An 18990-nucleotide genomic window follows, 5' to 3' on the forward strand; every position below is an offset into this window, starting at 1 on the left:
TTCTACCTCAGCTTCAGGGTGGCAAGGCCGATCAGCACGAGAATCACGGTGATGATCCAGAAACGGACGATCACGCGCGGCTCGGGCCAGCCCTTGAGTTCAAAATGGTGGTGTATCGGTGCCATGCGGAACACACGGCGACCGGTCAGCTTAAAGGACGCAACCTGAATGACGACTGACAGGGTTTCCATCACGAACACACCGCCCATGATGAACAGGACGATTTCCTGACGGACGATCACCGCGATGGTGCCCAGTGCCGCGCCGAGTGCCAGGGCACCGACGTCGCCCATGAACACTTGCGCCGGATAGGTGTTGAACCAGAGGAAGCCCAGACCCGCGCCGATCAGTGCACCGCAGAACACAATCAGCTCGCCCGCGCCCGGTACGTAAGGAATCAGCAGGTATTCAGCGAATTTCACGTTACCCGACAGGTAGCAGAAGATGCCGAGGCCACCGCCGACCATCACGGTCGGCATGATCGCCAGGCCGTCGAGGCCGTCAGTCAGGTTGACCGCGTTGCTCGAGCCAACGATCACGAAATAAGTCAGCACGATGAAACCAAGGCCCAGCGGAATGCTGTAGTCCTTGAGCATCGGCAGGATCAGCGTGGTTTCCACCGGGGTGGAGGCGGTCATATAAAGGAAGATCGCCGCGCCGAGGCCGAACACCGACTGCCAGAAATACTTCCAGCGGCTCGGCAAGCCACGGGAGTTCTTCTCGATGACCTTGCGGTAATCGTCGACCCAACCGATGGCGCCGAACAGCAGAGTCACCAGCAAAACAGTCCAGACGTAACGGTTGCTCAGGTCAGCCCAGAGCAGTGTGCTGACACCAATCGAAGACAGAATCAGCGCGCCGCCCATGGTCGGTGTACCCGACTTGGACAGGTGCGATTGCGGACCGTCGTTACGCACGGATTGACCGATCTGACGGTTCTGCAGGGTGCGGATCATCCACGGGCCATAGCACAGCGACAAAACCAGCGCGGTCAGTACACCGAGAATCCCGCGCAGGGTCAGGTACTGAAAGACCGCGAAGCCTTTGTAGAACTGTTGCAGATACTCCGCTAGCAGCAGCAGCATTAATGTTTCTCCAGACTGGACCCGCACAGAGCCGCAACGATGTTTTCCATCGCCGCACTGCGCGAACCCTTGATCAAAATGGTGGTGTTTGTGTCCTGCTCGGCGTCGAGGGCCTGAATCAGTTCGGCTTGGCTGCCGAAGTGATACGCCTGTTCACCGAAAGCGTTTACGGCGTGAACCATGTTTGGCCCAACGGCATAAAGCGCGGAAACCTTGCCCCGGGCGTACTCGCCCACGTCGCGGTGCCCCTGCTCCGCCCAATCGCCCAACTCGCCGATATCTCCGAGCACCAGGACGGTGCGGCCGGAAAAGCCGGCGAGTATATCAACGGCCGCGCACATCGAGGTGGGGTTTGCGTTGTAAGTGTCATCAATCACGCGCATACCGTTTTTTGCCAGTTGCGCGACAGTGCGACCCTTGACCGGTTGCACGGCGCCAAGCCCGGTGGCGATGCCGAACAGCGACACACCCAGGGCGTGAGCGGCAGCGGCGGCAGCCATGGAATTGGCGACGTTATGGGTGCCGAGCAGGTTCAGTTGAACGTGCTCGACACCTTCAGGTGTGTGCAGATTGAAAGCCGGGCAACCACGAGCATCGGTGCTCAAGTCACTGGCATAGAAATCCGCCTGAGTGTTGCTCAGGGCGAAAGTCAGCACTTTGCGCGCGCCTGCACGGGCCTTCCAGATACCGAAGGCTTTGTCATCAAGGTTGAGCACAGCGATGCCGTCAGCTGCCAGACCGTCGATGATTTCGCCTTTGGCTTCGACGATTTTTTCCGGGCCGCCAAACTCACCGACGTGCGCGGTGCCGGCATTGTTCAGGATCGCCACGTGCGGCTTGGTCAGGCCAACGGTGTAAGCGATTTCGCCGAGACGCGAGGCGCCCAGTTCGATCACCGCCGAAGTGTGTTCCGGGGCCAGTTCGAGCAGGGTCAGCGGCGCGCCGAGATCGTTGTTCAGATTGCCACGGGTCGCCAGCACCGGACCGCGCGTGCGCAGGATGCTCGCAAGCATTTCCTTGACGGTGGTCTTGCCGCTGGAGCCGGTGATCGCAGCAACTGGCTGAGTGAACGCGGCACGGTTCAGCGCGCCCAACTGGCCGAGGGCCTGTCGGGTGTCCTTGACCAGCAGTTGCGGCAGCGTGCTGTCGGCAACTTCACGTTCGACCAGCGCAGCGACGGCGCCTTTGGCGGCGACATCGTTCAAGTAGTCATGACCGTCGAAACGCGGGCCGGTCAACGCTATAAACAGTTGACCCGGCTGGATCGCACGGCTGTCGATGCTGACGCCGTCGAAACTGGCATCGGCGGCGATCAAACGTGCGTCGAGCGCGTTGGTCAGTGCGCTGAGTTTCAGGGCCTTAAGCATGGGCCACCTCCCACGCGGTCAGGGCGTGATCAGCCTCGACCAGATCGGAGAAGGCATGGCGCTCGCCGTTGATTTCCTGGTAGTCCTCGTGACCTTTACCGGCCAGAACAATCACGTCATCAGCCGAGGCGCCGGCAATCAGTTGCGCAATCGCCTGGCCACGGCCGGCGACGAAGGTGACTTTATCCACAGCCGTGAAGCCGGCGCGGATGTCGTCGAAAATCACTGCAGGATCTTCGGTGCGCGGGTTGTCGTCGGTGACCAGCACCTGATCGGCCAGACGCTCGACCACTTCGGCCATCAACGGACGCTTGCCGCGATCACGGTCACCGCCGCAGCCGAACAGGCACAGCAGCTGACCTTTAACGTGCGGGCGCAGCGCGCTCAGGACTTTTTCCAGCGCGTCCGGGGTGTGCGCGTAATCGACGACCACCAACGGCTGAGTGCCACCACCAAGACGCTGCATGCGCCCGGCCGGGCCTTCGAGTTTCGGCAGTACTTTGAGAATTTCGTCGAGCGCGTAATCCAGACCGAGCAAGGCACCGACCGCCGCCAATATGTTGCTCAGGTTGAAGCGACCGAGCAGTGTGCTACGCAGATGATGTTCGCCCTGCGGCGTAACCAGCGTGGCGCGGACGCCGTGGTCGTCGAACTGTGCTTCGCGGCAGAACAGGTAAGCGCTGCTGTCGAGCAGGCTGTAGGTGATCAAGCGCGATTCACGTTTTTCCGCGGCCAGTTGCCGGCCGAAATCGTCGTCGAGGTTGACCACGCGGCACTTCAGATCATTCCAGGCGAACAGCTTGGCCTTGGCCTCGGCGTACGCCTCCATGGTGCCGTGATAGTCCAGATGATCGCGGGACAGGTTGGTCATCACCGCGACGTCGAACGCCAGCGCCGTCACGCGGCCCTGATCCAGACCGTGGGACGACACTTCCATGGCCACGGCTTTGGCGCCGGCCTTTTTCAGGTCGCCCAGGGTCGCTTGCACGGCGATCGGATTCGGCGTGGTGTGCAGACCGCTTTGCAGTGCGCCATAGAAGCCGGAACCCAAGGTCCCGACGATGCCGCAATGCTGGCCGAGCAGATCCAGCGCCTGCGCAACCAATTGAGTCACGCTGGTCTTGCCGTTGGTGCCGGTCACGCCTATCAGGTTCAGGTGATGGCTTGGCTCACCGTAAAAACGCCCGGCGATGTCCGACAGTTGCGCTGCCAGGCCTTTGACCGGAATCAGCGGCACGTCAGTGATCGGCAGCACGGTGGCGCCTTCCACTTCATAGGCCACAGCGGCAGCGCCGCGCGCCAGAGCATCGGCAATGTGTGCACGGCCATCGAATTTGCCGCCGGGCACGGCGAGGAACAAATCGCCCGCGCGTACGTTGCGGCTGTCCAGCGCCAATTCACGGATCAACAGATCGTGGCCGGCGTGGGGGAATATCTTGTTCAGACTTAATGACATCAGCCGCGCCCTCCATTGGCTTTCAGCGGTATGACCGGGGTGGCGTTGGCCTGCTGTGTCGTCGGCAAGTTGTCCGGCGTTACGTTCATCAGACGCAGGGTGCCGGACATCACACGGCTGAACACCGGCGCGGAAACCAGACCACCGAAGTAACCGGCCTTGCTTGGCTCATCGATCACGACAACGATGGCGTAACGCGGATCGCTCATCGGGCCGAAACCGGCAAACAGCGAGCGATAAGAGTTTTCCGCGTAGCCCTTGGTACCCACCGAGGTCTTACGCGCAGTACCCGACTTACCCGCCACGTGATACGCCGGCACCTGCGCACGGAACACGCCGCGCGGCGCTTCGATCACCTGGGTGAGCATGCCTTGCAAGGTTTTCGCCACGGCTTCCGGCAGCACTTGCGTGGTCTGCGGCGGCTTGTCGGTTTTGATCAGGGTCAACGGCGCGAGACGACCGTTGTTGGCCAGCGCCGAGAACGCGTGCACCAACTGAATCGCGGTCACGGAAATACCGTAGCCGTAGGACAGGGTCGCGGTTTCAGCCTTGCGCCAATCGCGGTAGTTCGGCAGGTTGCCGACACGTTCGCCCGGGAAGCCGAGGCCGGTGTCCTGGCCGAGGCCGACTTTCTGCGCGAGGCGGAAAATCGTTTCGCCGCCGATATCGAACGCGACCTTACTCATGCCGACGTTACTGGAATTGATCAGGATGCCGGTCAAGTCGAGCACCGGACCTTCGCTCTTGGAAACGTCCTTGATCGTGTATTTGCCGATCTGCAGGGAGCCCGGATACACCTCGACGGTGTCGCTCGGTTTCCAGCGGCCGGTTTCGATTGCAGCCGCCATCGAGATGGCTTTCATAGTCGAACCCGGTTCGAACACGTCGATCATCGCGCGGTTACGCATCATTGCCGGTTGCAGATTGCGACGGTTGTTCGGGTTGTAGGTCGGCTGGTTGACCATGGCGAGAATCTCGCCGGTCTTGACGTCCATGATCACCAGGCTGCCGGCCTTCGCGCCGTTCTCAATGATCGCGTTGCGCAGTTCGCGGTTGGCCAGATATTGCAGACGCAGGTCAATGGACAACGCCAAGGGCTTGCCGGCCTTGGCGTTTTTGGTGACCTGAACATCCTTGATCAGCCGACCGCGCCGATCCTTGATGACTTGTCGTTTGCCCGGCACCCCGGCGAGCCATTCGTCATAAGCCAGCTCGACACCTTCACGACCGTGGTCATCGATGTCGGTAAAACCGACCATGTGCGCGGTGACTTCACCGGCCGGGTAGAACCGGCGGAATTCTTCGATGCCGTAGACGCCAGGGACTTTCAGATCGAGCACAGCCTGGCCTTGCTCGGGGGTCAGCCCGCGCACCAGATAAATGAATTCTTTGTTGGCCTGGGCTTCGAGGCGTTCGGTCAGGGCTTTCGGATCCTGACCCAGCGCGGCAGCAAGTGCCGGCCACTTCTCTTTGGCCGTTTGCATTTCCTTGGCGTTGGCCCACAGCGTGGTCACTGGGGTACTTACGGCCAAAGGCTCGCCGTTACGGTCGGTGATCAGACCACGGTGAGCCGGAATCGGAATATGACGCAGGCTGCGCGCATCGCCCTGACCTTTGAGGAAGTCACGGTCAACCACTTGCAAGTCGATGATGCGCCAGCAGATCGCCGCGACCATCACGCCGAGCAGCGCCACCATCAGGCGGAAGCGCCATGGGAACAGTGCGCCTTCGAGTTTCATCATGGCGCCACCATCTTCACGTCAGCCGCGCCCGGAATGTGCATTTTCAGTTGTTCGGTGGCCAGCACTTCGATGCGGCTGTGCGCGGTCCAGGTGCTCTGCTCGAGAATCAGACGGCCCCACTCGGCCTGCGCCTTGTCGCGCACGCTGAGTTCGTTATAAAGAGTGTTGAGCAACTGCCGGTTCCAGTGCGCGCTGTACGACACGGCGATGGCCGAGACGAGCACGCCGATAAACAGCAGCAGCATCAGAAAGCTGCCGCCGGGCAGTGGCTTGGCGAAAAGCTTGCTCACCGCAGCTTCTCCGCGACGCGCATGACGGCGCTACGGGAACGTGGGTTGGCTTTGAGTTCGGCGTCGGAGGCCGTCTGCGCTTTGCCATGGACTTTGATTTTCGGTTCGAACGCGACATGGCGCACCGGCAGGTTGCGCGGCAGGTTGTCTGCTTCGCCTTTCACCAGTTTGCGCATGAACAGTTTGACGATACGGTCTTCCAGCGAGTGAAAGCTGATCACGACCAGACGGCCGCCGATTTCCAGCGCGTCCAGCGCGGCTTCGAGGCCGGCTTCCAGATCACCCAGTTCGTTGTTGACGTGAATACGCAAACCCTGGAATGCACGGGTGGCCGGGTTCTTGCCCTTTTCCCATGCCGGGTTGGCGACTTTCAATACTTCGGCCAGATCGGCAGTGCGCTCGAACGGCTTGATATCGCGACGCTCGGCGACGGCGCGGGCCATACGACCGGAGAAACGTTCTTCGCCGTATTCCTTGAACACCCGGGCGATTTCCTCAGCCGGCGCGGTGTTGACGAATTCGGCAGCGCTGATGCCACGGGACGGGTCCATGCGCATGTCGAGCGGGCCGTCATTGAGGAAACTGAAGCCGCGCTCGGCGTCGTCGAGCTGCGGCGAAGACACGCCGAGGTCAAGCAGAATGCCGCTGACCTTGCCGGCCAGACCTTGCTCGGCAACCACCGAACCCAGTTCGGCAAAGCTGCGCTGCACAACGACAAAGCGGCCGTCTTCGGCCGCTAGCGTTTGCCCGGTGGCAATCGCTTGTGGATCTTTGTCGAATCCGATGAGCCGGCCGTCCGTGCCGAGCTGGCTGAGGATCAACCGGCTGTGTCCGCCGCGCCCGAACGTGCCGTCCAGATAGCAGCCATCAGGACGTACGGCGAGAGCCTCGACGGCTTCGTCAAGCAGTACGGTGATGTGGTTAAAGCCGCTATCAATAGTCACAGGATCAAATCACGCAGTTCATCAGGCATCGCGCCCGGTTGTTGAATAGCAGCAAGGTCAGCGGCAGATACCGCATTCCATGCATCCTCGTCCCACAATTGGAACTTGTTCAGTTGGCCTACCAGCATCGCGCGCTTATCGAGCTTGGCGTATTCGCGCAGACGCGGTGGAACCAGAAAACGACCACTGCCATCGAGTTCAAGGTCGACGGCATTACCAATCAGCAAACGTTGCAGGCGACGGTTCTCTTCGCGAAGCGAAGGAAGCGCGCGCAACTTGGTTTCAATAATTTCCCACTCGTCGAGCGGATAGACACACAAACACGGATCAACGGCATCAATGGTCACAATCAATTGGCCAGAACTACGCGAATCGAGCTCGTCACGGTACCGGCTCGGCATGGCGAGACGGCCCTTTGCATCGAGACTGATAGCGTTAGCTCCGCGAAACACGTCTGCGTTTCTCCAATTTTTATCGTTTTGAGCTCAAAAAACCCACTTCATGCCACTTTCCGCCACTTGCGCACACTATAGGAATGCGCCCACCACACCGTCAAGGCGCGGATTAAAGGAAAACCCTTACAGAACGGAGATTTAGGAGCATAAAAGGAGGTGCAACGAGAATCTGACGGATACTTTTGACCAATAACTTGATGCAGCACTGAAAGCTGCGCTCGAAAGTTAAAGTAATTTGTTAAGAGTAAGATTTTTTCGGTATTACAAAAGCGCTTCTGCTGTTGATTGAAGCAAGGTGGGAAATGGCTATTACTGCGTTTGCCGCTGCCGGACTTTCAGAGCAGGCCTGCTGATATTACACAGCCCTGTTGCCAATGATTCAAGCAGGGAAAGAAAAAGGTGGAGAGTCGATCTGTAAGCCGGGTTCTGTCTTGAACAGTCATTCGTCTACGATGGCCATCACTGGACATCTTTAGCAACCTACCCGGTCCCAGCGCGGGCCACGCCTTGGGACCCTATTTGGTCTTGCTCCAAGTGGGGTTTACCTAGCCACGAACTGTTGCCAGACGTGCGGTGCGCTCTTACCGCACCTTTTCACCCTTACCGGCGCTTGAGCGCTTAGGCGGTTATTTTCTGTGGCACTTTCCGTAGGCTCACGCCTCCCAGGCATTACCTGGCACTTCGCCCTATGGAGCCCGGACTTTCCTCCCCCCCCCTAATTTTCATAGAGGGCAGCGACTGTCCGATCGACTCTCCGCCGCGAAGGTTAACGGCAGAGCGCCCGAAGAACAAGCGCTAAAAGCCTCAAGACCGCTATGGGTGACGGCCTACACGCCTTTCTGTTTCTCCAGCGCGACCTGATACAGCACGTTTTTGCGCTCGCCAGTGATTTGTGCTGCCAACGCGGCGGCACGCTTGAGCGGCATCTCTTCGAGCAACAGATCAAGAATACGCATCGCCTCGCTGCTGACCGCATCCTCGGACTCCGGTGCCGTCCAGCCCGCCACCAGCACTACGCATTCGCCACGCTGCTGATTGCTGTCGGATTCGACGAACGCGCGCAACTCGGCCAATGGCAGACCTTTGAGCGTTTCGAAGGTCTTGGTGATCTCGCGGGCGAGCAATGCCTGGCGCTCACCGCCAAACACGGCTTCCATATCCTGCAGACATTCAAGAATGCGGTGCGGGGCCTCGTAGAAAATCAACGTACGCGGCTCTTCTTTAACCGCTTCCAGTCGCGCCTTGCGTCCGACCGATTTGGCCGGCAGAAAACCTTCGAAGATGAAACGGTCAGACGGCAGACCGGCCGCCGACAGCGCGGCAATAAGCGCACAGGCACCCGGCACTGGCACGACATTGATCCCGGCCGCGCGGGCCTGACGCACCAAGTGATACCCCGGATCGGAAATCAGCGGCGTCCCCGCATCGGAAATCAACGCGACGTTATCACCCGCCAGCAAGCGGGTAATAAAACGGCTACCTTCATCCCGTTCATTGTGTTCGTGACACGCGGCCAGCGGCGTGCCGATCCCGAAGTGTTGCATCAGGCGCGCCGAGTGACGAGTGTCTTCGGCAGCGATCAATGCCACTTCGCGGAGGATCTTCAGGGCCCGGGCGCTGATGTCGTCCAGGTTGCCGATGGGCGTCGCCACCACATAAAGCGAGCCAGCAGCGGAATTCAGGGAACCTGGAGCAGTCAAAGCGCACACCTCGTGATCGGTAAAAGCGGCCATTGTAGCGCGACACGAGGCTTGCGACGCGCTTCGAGCCACCACGGTTTTGTGCGTGGTTATGCAGCACTGCAACATTTACTTCAGCTAAATCGTCCGATTCACGCCAGTAACATCGCGCCCCGGCCAGTGCTTGGGTACAATTCGACGCTAATTTGATCGAGTATCAGGAACACTTACATGATCGCTTGCCTGCGGCTGTTCACTGCCTTCTGCCTCGCTGCCCTGTTGGCGGCTTGCGTCAGCTCCCCTTCCTCCAGCCTTGGCGAACTTCCACGGACCCCGGATGCCAGCATCGAGCAACTGCTCGAACAGGCTAGCCAGGCGAAAACCCCGGAAAAAGCCGCCCTGTTGCGCCTGAGCGCCGCAGACCTGGCCTACCGTCAGGGCAATGCCGGACAGTCCGCGCAAATCCTGCAACAAGTGCCGATGGAGCAACTCAAGCCCGGCCAGCAGATTTTCGCCAGCACCTTGAACGCTGAACTGGCGATGACGCGCAATCAGCCGAAAGCCGCGCTGACCGCCCTGAGCCACCCAAGCCTGCAGCACTTGGGCGAGATGCCTGAAGAGCAGCAAGTGCGCACCGGCACCGTACATGCCCGCGCCCTTGAGGCCGATGGCCAGACCCTGGCCGCTGCCCGCGAGCGCGTGTTCATCGCGCCGATGCTGCAAGGCGAAGCCGCGAGCAAGAACCACGAAGCGATCTGGACCCTGATCGGCTCGCTGCCAACTGATCAACTGCAACCGAACAGCACCGACGACCTCGGCGGCTGGATGGGCCTGGCCATGGCAGTGAAATCCGCTGGCACCCTGGAACAGCAGCAAGCGGCGATCGACACCTGGCGCGCGCAGAATCCAAAGCACCCGGCGGCGATCAACCTGCCGTTGCCGCTGACCAAACTCAAGGAACTGGCCAGCCAGCCCCTGAGCAAGATCGCCCTGCTGCTGCCACAGGACGGCCAGTTGGCCGCTGTCGGCAAGGCACTACGTGAAGGCTTCATGGCTGCGCACTACCAGGCGCAACAGGCCGGACAGAAGCCCCCAGCAATCGAGTTCTACGACAGCTCGAAACTGACTTCGATGGACGAGTTCTACCGCAAGGCTCAGGCTGACGGCGTGCAACTGGTCGTTGGCCCGCTGGAAAAACCACTGGTCAAACAGTTGAGCACTCGCCCGCAGCTGCCGATCACCACCCTTGCGCTGAACTACAGCGAAGGCGATCAAGGCCCGGCGCAATTGTTCCAGTTTGGCCTGGCCGCTGAAGACGAAGCCCGCGAAGTCTCGCGCCGCGCCCGTGCCGATGGCCTGCACCGCGCCGCGATCATGGTGCCGAAAGGCGAATGGGGCGATCGCGTACTGCGTGCTTTCAGCCAGGACTGGCAAGCGAATGGTGGCAGCATCGTAGCGACCGAGCGCGTTGATCAGCCGGTGCAACTGGCCCAGCAGATCGCCGACATGTTCCAGCTGCGTCAAAGCGAAGCGCGCGCCAAGAGCCTGCAGAATGCCGCCGGCACCAACGTCGCCGCGCAGCCTTCGCGCCGTCAGGACATCGAATTCATCTTCCTCGCCGCAACCCCGCAACAGGCTCAGCAGATCAAGCCAACCCTGAACTTCCAGTACGCAGGTGACGTTCCGGTGTACGCGACGTCGCACGTTTACAGCGCCAGCGGCGACGTGAATCAGTACAACGACATGAACGGCATTCGCTTCTGCGAAACCCCATGGCTGCTGGACTCCAGCGATCCACTGCGTCAGCAAGTGGTTGCGCAGTGGCCGCAAGCCGCCGGTAGCCTCGGCCGCCTGTACGCGATGGGTGTGGATGCCTATCGTCTTGCACCGCGCCTGGGTCAACTCAAGGCCCTGCCGGACAGCCGCATCGACGGTGAGTCGGGCAGCCTCGGCATGACCCAGACCCAACGCGTCGTGCGTCAATTGCCTTGGGCGCAGTTCGTCAGCGGGCAGGTGCAGCGCCTGCCGGACACCCCGCGCTGATGCCTGACAGGTCACGCTCGCAAAGCGGCAAGGATGCCGAGCGCCAGGCGCTCGAGCATCTGCAACAACAAGGTCTGCGCCTGCTGGCGCAGAACTGGTTATGCAAACGCGGCGAGCTTGATCTGGTCATGCTTGATGGCGATACAGTAGTATTCGTTGAAGTTCGCTACAGAAAAAACACTCAATGGGGTGGCGCGCTCGCTAGCATCGATGGGCGCAAGCAGCAGAAACTGATTTTCGCTGCACAGTATTTTCTTCAGCGCGAATCGCGTTGGGCCAATTCCCCTTGCCGCTTCGACGTGGTGGCCATCGACAGCCATCCGAGTCAGCTGAACTGGTTGCAGAATGCTTTCGACAGTTGATCGTCGGCGTTGCGACCCGGACAATCCCACCGACAAATTTTGCTCTTTGCTTTGCGGGCTGCACATTCATGTGCCGGACAGCCGCGCTACTTAAGGTCACACAGATGGACATGCAATCCCGAATTCGCCAGCTTTTCCAGGCCAGTATCGACACCAAGCAACAGGCGATGGACGTACTTGCACCGCACATCGAGCAAGCCAGCCAGATCATGGTCAACACCCTGCTCAACGGAGGCAAAATGCTCTCGTGCGGCAACGGTGGGTCGGCCGGCGACGCTCAGCATTTTTCCTCGGAGCTGCTCAACCGCTTCGAGCGCGAGCGTCCGAGCCTGCCGGCGATTGCGCTGACCACCGATACCTCGACGATCACCTCGATCGCCAACGACTACAGCTACAACGAAGTGTTCTCCAAGCAGATCCGCGCCCTCGGCCAGTCGGGCGATGTGCTGCTGGCGATTTCGACCAGCGGCAACTCGGCGAACATTATTCAAGCGATCCAGGCCGCACATGATCGCGAAATGATTGTCGTAGCTATGACCGGACGCGATGGTGGCGGCATGGCGTCACTGCTGCTGCCCGAAGACGTCGAGATCCGCGTACCGGCCAATGTCACTGCACGTATTCAAGAAGTCCACTTGCTGGCGATCCATTGCCTCTGCGATCTGATCGACAGCCAACTGTTCGGGAGTGAAGAATGACCCCTAATCGCCTTGGCCTTCTGGCCTTGACCCTGTGCCTCGGCATCAGTGGCTGCACCTCAGTGGTGAACGCCAGCCGTGAAGCACCGATCGACGACGACCGTGGCACGCGCACCTTCGGTAGCAAGATCGATGACTCGTTGATCGAAACCAAAGTCGGTGTGAACGTGGCCAAGGCCGACCCGGCACTGGACAACGACTCGCACATCGTCGTCACCAGTTTCAACGGTGTTGTCTTGCTGGCCGGTCAAACGCCTCGCGCTGACTTGAAAGCCAAAGCCGAGCAAGCGGCAGCCGCCGTGCAACGGGTAAAAACTGTTCATAACGAACTTCAGGTCATACCGCCGTCCGGCTTCCTGGCTCGCCAGAATGACACTTGGCTGACGTCCAAGATCAAAACCCAGATGCTCACCGACGCCAGCATTCCCGGTTCGCGCATCAAGGTCGTGACCGAGAACGGCATCGTCTACCTGCTGGGCCTGCTGACCAAACAGGAAGCCACTCAGGCGACCAATCTGGTTCAGGGCGTTTCCGGCGTGCAGAAGATCGTCAAGCTGTTCGAATACATCGACTGACGCACAACCCTATGTAATAAAAAAGGCGATCCATCCGGATCGCCTTTTTTATTACTTCACCACTTTCAGGCTTGGCCGGCCGCTAGGTCGCGGCGGCTCGCTGTCCGGTGGCGGCAAGTCGTCATCCGACTCGATCTCTTCTTCGTCATCCATCGGCGACTCGAGATCAAACACCATGCCTTGACCGTTCTCCCGGGCGTAGATACCCAGAATCGCGCTGATCGGCACGTACAAGCTGTGCGGAACGCCACCGAAGCGACCCTCGAAGGTCACCACGTCGTTGTCCATGTGCAGATGACGCACAGCACTCGGCGAGATGTTCAGGACAATCTGCCCGTCGCTGGCGAAACCCTGCGGCACCTGCACTGCCGGGTACTCGGAATTGACCAGCATGTGCGGGGTGCAATCGTTATCAACAATCCACTCGTAGAGCGCGCGGACCAGATAAGGTCGACTGGAGTTCATAGCGGCTCCTTAAGCCTTAGCGCATATCGCGTTCGACACCAGACAGACTCGCCTGGAAAGCCTCACGCGCAAACGAGCGCTCCATATAATCAAGCAGCGGCTTGGCTGGCCGCGGCAGTTCAATACCCAGAATCGGCAAACGCCAGAGTATTGGCAATAGGCAGCAATCCACCAGACTTTGTTCCTCACTGAGGAAAAACGGCTTGTCGGCAAACAGCGGCGACACGCCCGTCAGGCTTTCACGCAATTCCTTGCGCGCCACGACACGCGCGGCCTCCTTGGACTTGGGATCCAGAATCAGATCCACCAGACCACACCAGTCGCGCTGAATTCGATGAATCAGCAAACGGCTGTTGGCACGCGCCACCGGATAAACCGGCATCAATGGCGGGTGCGGGTAACGCTCATCCAGATATTCCATCACCACGGTCGACTCCCACAACGCCAGGTCACGATCGACCAGCGTCGGCAGACTACCGTAAGGGTTTACCTCGATCAGTTTAGGCGGCTGGCGACCAGCTTCCACATAAATGATCTCGGCGCTGACACCCTTCTCTGCAAGCACGATGCGCACTCGGTGGGAATAGTGGTCGGCGGGGTCGGAGTAACAGGCCAACCGATTGGTCACGCCCATGGCGATCCTCCTCGCTTGTTGAAATTATCGGAACCGGAAAAACGCGCGCGCCCAGAGGGCGCCTCCGGCAACACCTGGCAAACCAGACGTTGCGCTATCGGAGGCGCCCTTGGGCGCGCGCGATTAACAGCAATGCTTGAAGCGTATCAGTGCACGTCTTTCCAGTATTCACGCTTGAGCAGGTAGGCGAACACAAAGAAGAACGCCAGGTACAGCAAGACATAAGTACCGATGCGCTGATGTTGCAGCTTAACCGGGTTAGCCGAGTAAGCCAGGAAGGTTACCAGATTCTTGACCTTCTCATCGAACTGCTCTTCGTTCAGAGCACCGGTTTTCGGCACGATGGTCAGCTGATCGCACGCTTCATGAGTCAGAGGCGTACCGGTCAGCGGATCATATTGCTTCTTGCCGTCTTCGACGATCTGCACCTGTTTGCAACCCACGACTTGACGACCTTGCAGGCCGACCAGCACGTTAGGCATGCCGACGTTCGGGAAAACCTTGTTGTTCACGCCCCATGGACGTGCAGGATCTTCGTAGAACGACTTCAGGTAACCGTAGAGCCAGTCGGTGCCGCGTACGCGAGCGACCAGGGTCAGATCCGGTGGTGCGGCACCAAACCAGGTCTTGGCGTCTGCCGGCTGCATGCCGATGTTCATGTGATCGCCAATCTTGGCGCCAGTGAACACCAGCTTCTCCAGCATCATTTCGTGAGGAATGCCCAAATCATCGGCCACCCGCTCGTAACGCTGGAACTTGGCACTGTGGCAACCCATGCAATAGTTGGCAAAGGTACGTGCGCCATCCTGCAGCGCAGCGTTGTCGGAAACGTCGATGTCGACCTTTTCCAGCTCCGGACCACCGTGTTCAGCGGCGAAGGACAGAACAGGCAGAGCAGCAAAAATCAGAGCAAAAAATAACTTTTTCATCAGCCAGTCACCCTTTCCGGAACCGGTTTGGTCTTCTCGAGCCTGGTGTAGAACGGCATCAGGATGAAGTACGCGAAGTACAGGAAGGTGCAGACCTGCGACAGCAACGTCAGAGACGGCGTCGGAGCTTTCACGCCAGTCCAGCCAAGCAGCACAAAGCAAACGCAGAATATGACGAGCCAGACTTTGCTCATCCAGCCTTTATAGCGCATGGATTTGACCGGACTGCGATCGAGCCACGGCAGGACAAACAGGAAAGCAATTGAAGCGCCCATGGCAATAACGCCCATGAGCTTGTCAGGGATTGCTCGCAGGATCGCGTAGAACGGCGTGAAGTACCAGACCGGCGCGATATGCTCAGGCGTCTTGAACGGGTTGGCCGGCTCGAAGTTTGGTTTTTCGAGGAAATAGCCACCCATTTCCGGGAAGAAGAACACAATAAAGCAGAAGATAAACAGGAACACCACGACACCGACAATATCTTTCACGGTGTAGTACGGGTGGAAAGCAATGCCGTCCAGCGGGATGCCGTTTTCATCTTTGTGCTTCTTGATGTCGACGCCGTCAGGGTTGTTCGAACCGACTTCGTGCAACGCCAGAATGTGCAGTACCACCAGACCGAGAATCACGATCGGCAGAGCCACGACATGCAAGGCGAAGAAGCGGTTCAGAGTGATTCCGGAGATCAGGTAATCACCACGAATCCACTGGGTCAGGTCGTTACCGATCACCGGAATCGCACCGAACAGCGAGATGATCACTTGGGCACCCCAGTAGGACATCTGGCCCCACGGCAGCAGATAACCCATGAATGCCTCGGCCATCAGCGCCAGGTAAATCAGCATGCCGAACACCCAGACCAGCTCGCGCGGTTTCTGGTACGAGCCGTAAAGCAGGCCTCGGAACATGTGCAGATACACCACGATGAAGAACATCGAAGCGCCGACAGCGTGCAGCAGGCGCAAAATCGAGCCGTGATTGACGTCACGCATGATGCCTTCGACAGACGCAAAAGCCTCTTCTGCCGATGGCGTGTAGCTCATCGTCAGCCAGACGCCGGTGACGAGCTGGTTGACCAGCACCAGCAGCGCCAGAGAGCCGAAGAAATAGAAGAAGTTGAAGTTTTTTGGAGCGTAATACTTGCTGAGATGGTCTTCCCACATTTTGGTCGCAGGAAAGCGCGCATCAACCCAATCCATGAACTTGCTCATCACGCTTTCTCCGTATCGACGCCGATGACAATCAGGTCATCGGTCTCATAGGAATGCGGGGGAACTGGCAGGTTCAAAGGCGCAGGTTGCGACTTGTAGACGCGGCCAGCCAGATCGTAGTGGGAGCCGTGGCAAGGGCAGAAATAGCCACCGACCCAGTCTTTGCCGAGATCCGCAGGTGCCACTTCGGGACGGAAAGTTGGTGAGCAACCCAGGTGCGTGCAGATCCCGATCAGCAGCAGAATTTCCGGCTTGATCGAACGCACTTCAGGGTCGACATAGGTGGGTTGCGTGGAGTTTTTGGAGGTTGGATCGGAGAGCTGGCCCTCGATCTTCTTGAGATTCCCCAGGATTTCCGCAGTACGGCGGACAATGAACACCGGCTGGCCGCGCCATTCAGCAATCATCTGCTGTCCTGGCTCGATTTTGCTGACATTCACTTTCACCGGTGCACCGGCGGCTTTCGCCTTGGCACTGGGAAACCATGACCCCACGAACGGGACCGCAGCCCCCACCGCTCCTGCAGCACCCACCACGGATGTGGCTGCTACCAAGAAGCGACGCCGGCCTGCATTCACGCCGTCATTGCTCATTCAGTCCTCTCCCATCAGCTTTTGTGGCCTGTTAAATCAGGCATCTACTAAATAAATCAATGTTACTTATAAAAATTTTGCCGAATGGTAATGAAAAGCCCCAATTCTGACAAGGGAATTACCCGGAGCTCTTACCCTCAAGCCTTGCAGTATAGGGGGTCTACGGAAGTGGCAAGTTGTCGCAGCGCAATTCTTTGATAAATCACAGGCATAAAAAAACGCCCGCTTCCGTGAGGAGGCGGGCGTTCTTTTTGAACGCGGAAGCGGAATTAACGCTTCGAGTACTGCGGACGCTTACGCGCTTTACGCAGACCAACTTTCTTACGTTCAACTTCACGGGCGTCGCGAGTAACGAAGCCAGCTTTGCGCAGAGCGCCACGCAGGGTTTCGTCGTAGTCCATCAGAGCGCGAGTGATGCCGTGGCGGATTGCGCCAGCTTGACCACTTACACCACCGCCGATCACGGTGACGTAGATGTCGAACTTCTCGACAGTCTCAGTCAGCTCCAGCGGCTGGCGAACTACCATGCGGGCAGTTTCACGACCGAAGAAGTTTTCCAGCGAACGGTTGTTGATGGAGATGTTACCAGTACCCGGACGCAGGAAAACGCGTGCGGTTGCGGTCTTGCGACGGCCAGTGCCGTAATTTTGAGTCGCCGACATAATGTACTATTCCGTTAAAACTTCAGTTCTTGGGGCTGCTGAGCAGTATGTGGGTGTGCAGCGCCCGCATAGACTTTCAGCTTACGGTACATGTCGCGACCCAGTGGGTTTTTAGGCAGCATGCCTTTAACCGCGGTCTCGATCACGCGCTCAGGGGCTTTAGCGATCAGCTTTTCAAAGTTGATCGACTTGATGCCGCCCGGGAAACCGGAGTGGGAGTAGTACATTTTGTCAGTGGTTTTAGCACCGGTAACACGAATCTGCTCGGCGTTGATTACGACGATGTAGTCGCCGGTGTCAACGTGAGGAGTGTACTCAGGCTTGTGCTTGCCACGCAGACGGCTCGCGATTTCGGTGGCCAGACGACCCAGGGTCTGACCAGCAGCGTCGACGACAAACCAGTCGCGCTTTACTGTTTCCGGTTTAGCAGTAAAAGTTTTCATTCTTTATAGCCTCAGGGGCCGCCCTGTAAATTAGACGGCGGATCTTACTGAATAGTGCGTACTTTGACAAGTCAAAGGCAGCCGGATACAGACGCTTTCGGGGGCTCGGGTCGGCGCGTCCGTTCAACGGCAAGATTCTTCGGCGGCGGCGCATCACTTCCACTGCAGAAAGAGGTCGGCAATTATGCAGATTGCGAAAAATATTTCAACCTGCTTTTATGATTGTTTTGCCCAAGGAGCACCCGATGGACTATCGCCAGCTAGGCCGTACCGACCTGAACGTGAGTGCAATCTGCCTCGGCACCATGACCTGGGGCGAGCAAAACACTGAAGTTGAAGCCTTCGCGCAGATTGAACGGGCCAAAGAAGCCGGGATCAATTTCATCGACACCGCCGAGATGTACCCGGTGCCGCCGAAAGCCGAAACCTACGCCACCACCGAGCGCTATATCGGCAATTACTTCAAAAGTCGCGGCGACCGCGCCGACTGGATCCTCGCCAGCAAGATCGCCGGCCCCGGCAACACCATCGACTACATCCGCGACAAAAACCTGCGCCATAACCGCCAGCACATCACCGCAGCGGTGGACGCCAGCCTCGAGCGCCTGCAGACCGATTACATCGACCTGTATCAATTGCACTGGCCGGAACGCAGCACCAACTTTTTCGGACAACTGGGTTACAAGCACAAGATCGAAGCCAACCTGACCCCGCTCGAAGACACTCTCGAAGCACTCGACGAGCAAGTGAAGGCCGGCAAGATCCGCCACATCGGCCTGTCCAACGAAACCCCGTGGGGCACCATGCGTTTTCTGGCCTTGGCCGAAGCGCGTGGCTGGCCGCGCGCGGTGTCGATCCAGAACCCCTACAACCTGCTCAACCGCAGTTTTGAAGTGGGCCTGGCGGAAATCGCCATCCGCGAACAGTGCGGCCTGCTCGCCTATTCGCCGTTGGCGTTTGGTTTCCTGTCAGGTAAATACGAAGGTGGCGCTCGTCCACCGAAAGGTCGCCTGAGCCTCTACAGTCGCTTCAGCCGCTATTTCAATGCGCAGTCGGAAGCAGCGTGCAGCCGTTATGTCGCGCTGGCCCGGGAGCACGGTCTGGACCCGGCGCAGATGGCATTGGCGTTCGTCACTCAGCAACCATTCGTCACGAGTAACATCATTGGCGCGACGACGCTTGAGCAACTGGACAGCAACATTGCCAGTTTTGATCTGAAGCTTTCCGATGAAGTGCTGGCAGGGATCGAGGCGATTCACAAGGATCACCCGAACCCAGCGCCTTGATTTACCGCTAAAAGCTTCGCGAGCAGGCTTGCTCCCACAGGTACGGTGATCCCCTGTAGGAGTGAGCCTGC

20 protein-coding genes and 1 other RNA gene are annotated in these 18990 nt (G+C 58.9%); 5 read left to right on the top strand and 16 right to left on the bottom strand.

Going from position 1 to position 18990, the window contains the following annotated elements; translation table 11 throughout:
• Positions 1-2: 2 nt before the first annotated feature.
• The 9 genes from mraY to rsmI form a co-directional block, all read right to left on the bottom strand.
• Positions 3-1085 (bottom strand): phospho-N-acetylmuramoyl-pentapeptide-transferase, encoded by a 1083-nt coding sequence (gene mraY / locus AB4N74_RS18535; RefSeq protein WP_007917000.1) that lies wholly within the window; start codon positions 1083-1085, stop codon positions 3-5.
• Positions 1085-2452: a UDP-N-acetylmuramoyl-tripeptide--D-alanyl-D-alanine ligase gene (locus AB4N74_RS18540; protein WP_099757142.1), complete on the bottom strand. Its 1368-nt coding sequence runs from the start codon at positions 2450-2452 to the stop codon at positions 1085-1087. The genes mraY and AB4N74_RS18540 overlap by 1 nt, the downstream gene beginning before the upstream one ends.
• Positions 2445-3908: a UDP-N-acetylmuramoyl-L-alanyl-D-glutamate--2,6-diaminopimelate ligase gene (locus AB4N74_RS18545; protein ID WP_427118926.1), complete on the bottom strand. Its 1464-nt coding sequence runs from the start codon at positions 3906-3908 to the stop codon at positions 2445-2447. The genes AB4N74_RS18540 and AB4N74_RS18545 overlap by 8 nt, the downstream gene beginning before the upstream one ends.
• Positions 3908-5647 carry a peptidoglycan D,D-transpeptidase FtsI family protein gene (locus AB4N74_RS18550; RefSeq protein WP_175559568.1) on the bottom strand — a complete coding sequence of 580 codons (1740 nt, stop codon included), beginning with the start codon at positions 5645-5647 and terminating at the stop codon, positions 3908-3910. The genes AB4N74_RS18545 and AB4N74_RS18550 overlap by 1 nt, the downstream gene beginning before the upstream one ends.
• Positions 5647-5940, bottom strand: a complete 294-nt coding sequence (ftsL, locus tag AB4N74_RS18555) for a cell division protein FtsL (protein ID WP_007917008.1) — start codon at positions 5938-5940, stop codon at positions 5647-5649. Before ftsL ends, AB4N74_RS18550 begins: the two co-directional genes overlap by 1 nt.
• Positions 5937-6884, bottom strand: coding sequence for a 16S rRNA (cytosine(1402)-N(4))-methyltransferase RsmH (rsmH, locus tag AB4N74_RS18560; RefSeq protein WP_371748248.1), 948 nt, complete (start codon positions 6882-6884; stop codon positions 5937-5939). Before rsmH ends, ftsL begins: the two co-directional genes overlap by 4 nt.
• Positions 6881-7336, bottom strand: a complete 456-nt coding sequence (gene mraZ / locus AB4N74_RS18565) for a division/cell wall cluster transcriptional repressor MraZ (protein WP_007917012.1) — start codon at positions 7334-7336, stop codon at positions 6881-6883. The genes rsmH and mraZ overlap by 4 nt, the downstream gene beginning before the upstream one ends.
• Positions 7337-7738: 402 nt before the next feature.
• An RNA gene (gene rnpB / locus AB4N74_RS18570) (RNase P RNA component class A) lies at positions 7739-8093 on the bottom strand.
• A 73-nt stretch (positions 8094-8166) separates the two neighbouring features.
• Positions 8167-9072, bottom strand: coding sequence for a 16S rRNA (cytidine(1402)-2'-O)-methyltransferase (gene rsmI, locus AB4N74_RS18575; protein ID WP_093430688.1), 906 nt, complete (start codon positions 9070-9072; stop codon positions 8167-8169).
• Between the two features lie 177 nt (positions 9073-9249).
• Here rsmI and AB4N74_RS18580 point away from each other — a divergent pair, with 177 nt between their 5' ends.
• The 4 genes from AB4N74_RS18580 (at position 9250) to AB4N74_RS18595 (ending at position 12696) form a co-directional block, all read left to right on the top strand.
• Positions 9250-11061 (top strand): penicillin-binding protein activator, encoded by a 1812-nt coding sequence (locus AB4N74_RS18580; protein ID WP_257356095.1) that lies wholly within the window; start codon positions 9250-9252, stop codon positions 11059-11061.
• Complete coding sequence (locus AB4N74_RS18585) at positions 11061-11423, top strand: YraN family protein (protein WP_093430690.1); 363 nt, start codon at positions 11061-11063, stop codon at positions 11421-11423. Before AB4N74_RS18580 ends, AB4N74_RS18585 begins: the two co-directional genes overlap by 1 nt.
• Positions 11424-11527: 104 nt before the next feature.
• Positions 11528-12121, top strand: coding sequence for a phosphoheptose isomerase (locus AB4N74_RS18590; protein WP_093430691.1), 594 nt, complete (start codon positions 11528-11530; stop codon positions 12119-12121).
• Positions 12118-12696: a BON domain-containing protein gene (locus tag AB4N74_RS18595; RefSeq protein ID WP_007917023.1), complete on the top strand. Its 579-nt coding sequence runs from the start codon at positions 12118-12120 to the stop codon at positions 12694-12696. Before AB4N74_RS18590 ends, AB4N74_RS18595 begins: the two co-directional genes overlap by 4 nt.
• Positions 12697-12747: 51 nt before the next feature.
• Here AB4N74_RS18595 and AB4N74_RS18600 read toward each other — a convergent pair whose 3' ends face one another.
• From AB4N74_RS18600 to rplM, 7 genes are all read right to left on the bottom strand, one after another.
• Positions 12748-13161, bottom strand: coding sequence for a ClpXP protease specificity-enhancing factor (locus AB4N74_RS18600; RefSeq protein ID WP_007917024.1), 414 nt, complete (start codon positions 13159-13161; stop codon positions 12748-12750).
• A 16-nt stretch (positions 13162-13177) separates the two neighbouring features.
• Positions 13178-13795, bottom strand: coding sequence for a glutathione S-transferase N-terminal domain-containing protein (locus tag AB4N74_RS18605; protein ID WP_007917025.1), 618 nt, complete (start codon positions 13793-13795; stop codon positions 13178-13180).
• 146 nt (positions 13796-13941) lie between these two features.
• Positions 13942-14724 (bottom strand): cytochrome c1, encoded by a 783-nt coding sequence (locus AB4N74_RS18610; protein WP_093430692.1) that lies wholly within the window; start codon positions 14722-14724, stop codon positions 13942-13944.
• Positions 14724-15935 carry a cytochrome b gene (locus tag AB4N74_RS18615; protein ID WP_093430693.1) on the bottom strand — a complete coding sequence of 404 codons (1212 nt, stop codon included), beginning with the start codon at positions 15933-15935 and terminating at the stop codon, positions 14724-14726. Before AB4N74_RS18615 ends, AB4N74_RS18610 begins: the two co-directional genes overlap by 1 nt.
• Positions 15935-16528 carry a ubiquinol-cytochrome c reductase iron-sulfur subunit gene (gene petA, locus AB4N74_RS18620; RefSeq protein WP_003228055.1) on the bottom strand — a complete coding sequence of 198 codons (594 nt, stop codon included), beginning with the start codon at positions 16526-16528 and terminating at the stop codon, positions 15935-15937. The genes AB4N74_RS18615 and petA overlap by 1 nt, the downstream gene beginning before the upstream one ends.
• A gap of 269 nt (positions 16529-16797) precedes the next feature.
• Positions 16798-17190, bottom strand: coding sequence for a 30S ribosomal protein S9 (gene rpsI, locus AB4N74_RS18625; RefSeq protein ID WP_008080273.1), 393 nt, complete (start codon positions 17188-17190; stop codon positions 16798-16800).
• A gap of 14 nt (positions 17191-17204) precedes the next feature.
• On the bottom strand, positions 17205-17633 hold the full coding sequence (gene rplM / locus AB4N74_RS18630) for a 50S ribosomal protein L13 (protein ID WP_007917032.1): 429 nt from the start codon (positions 17631-17633) through the stop codon (positions 17205-17207).
• A gap of 245 nt (positions 17634-17878) precedes the next feature.
• Between rplM and AB4N74_RS18635 the strand changes: the two genes are divergently transcribed.
• Positions 17879-18919, top strand: coding sequence for an NADP(H)-dependent aldo-keto reductase (locus AB4N74_RS18635; protein ID WP_099757145.1), 1041 nt, complete (start codon positions 17879-17881; stop codon positions 18917-18919).
• The last annotated feature ends 71 nt before the right edge of the window (positions 18920-18990 follow it).

This window comes from Pseudomonas sp. H3_C08, from assembly GCF_054669455.1.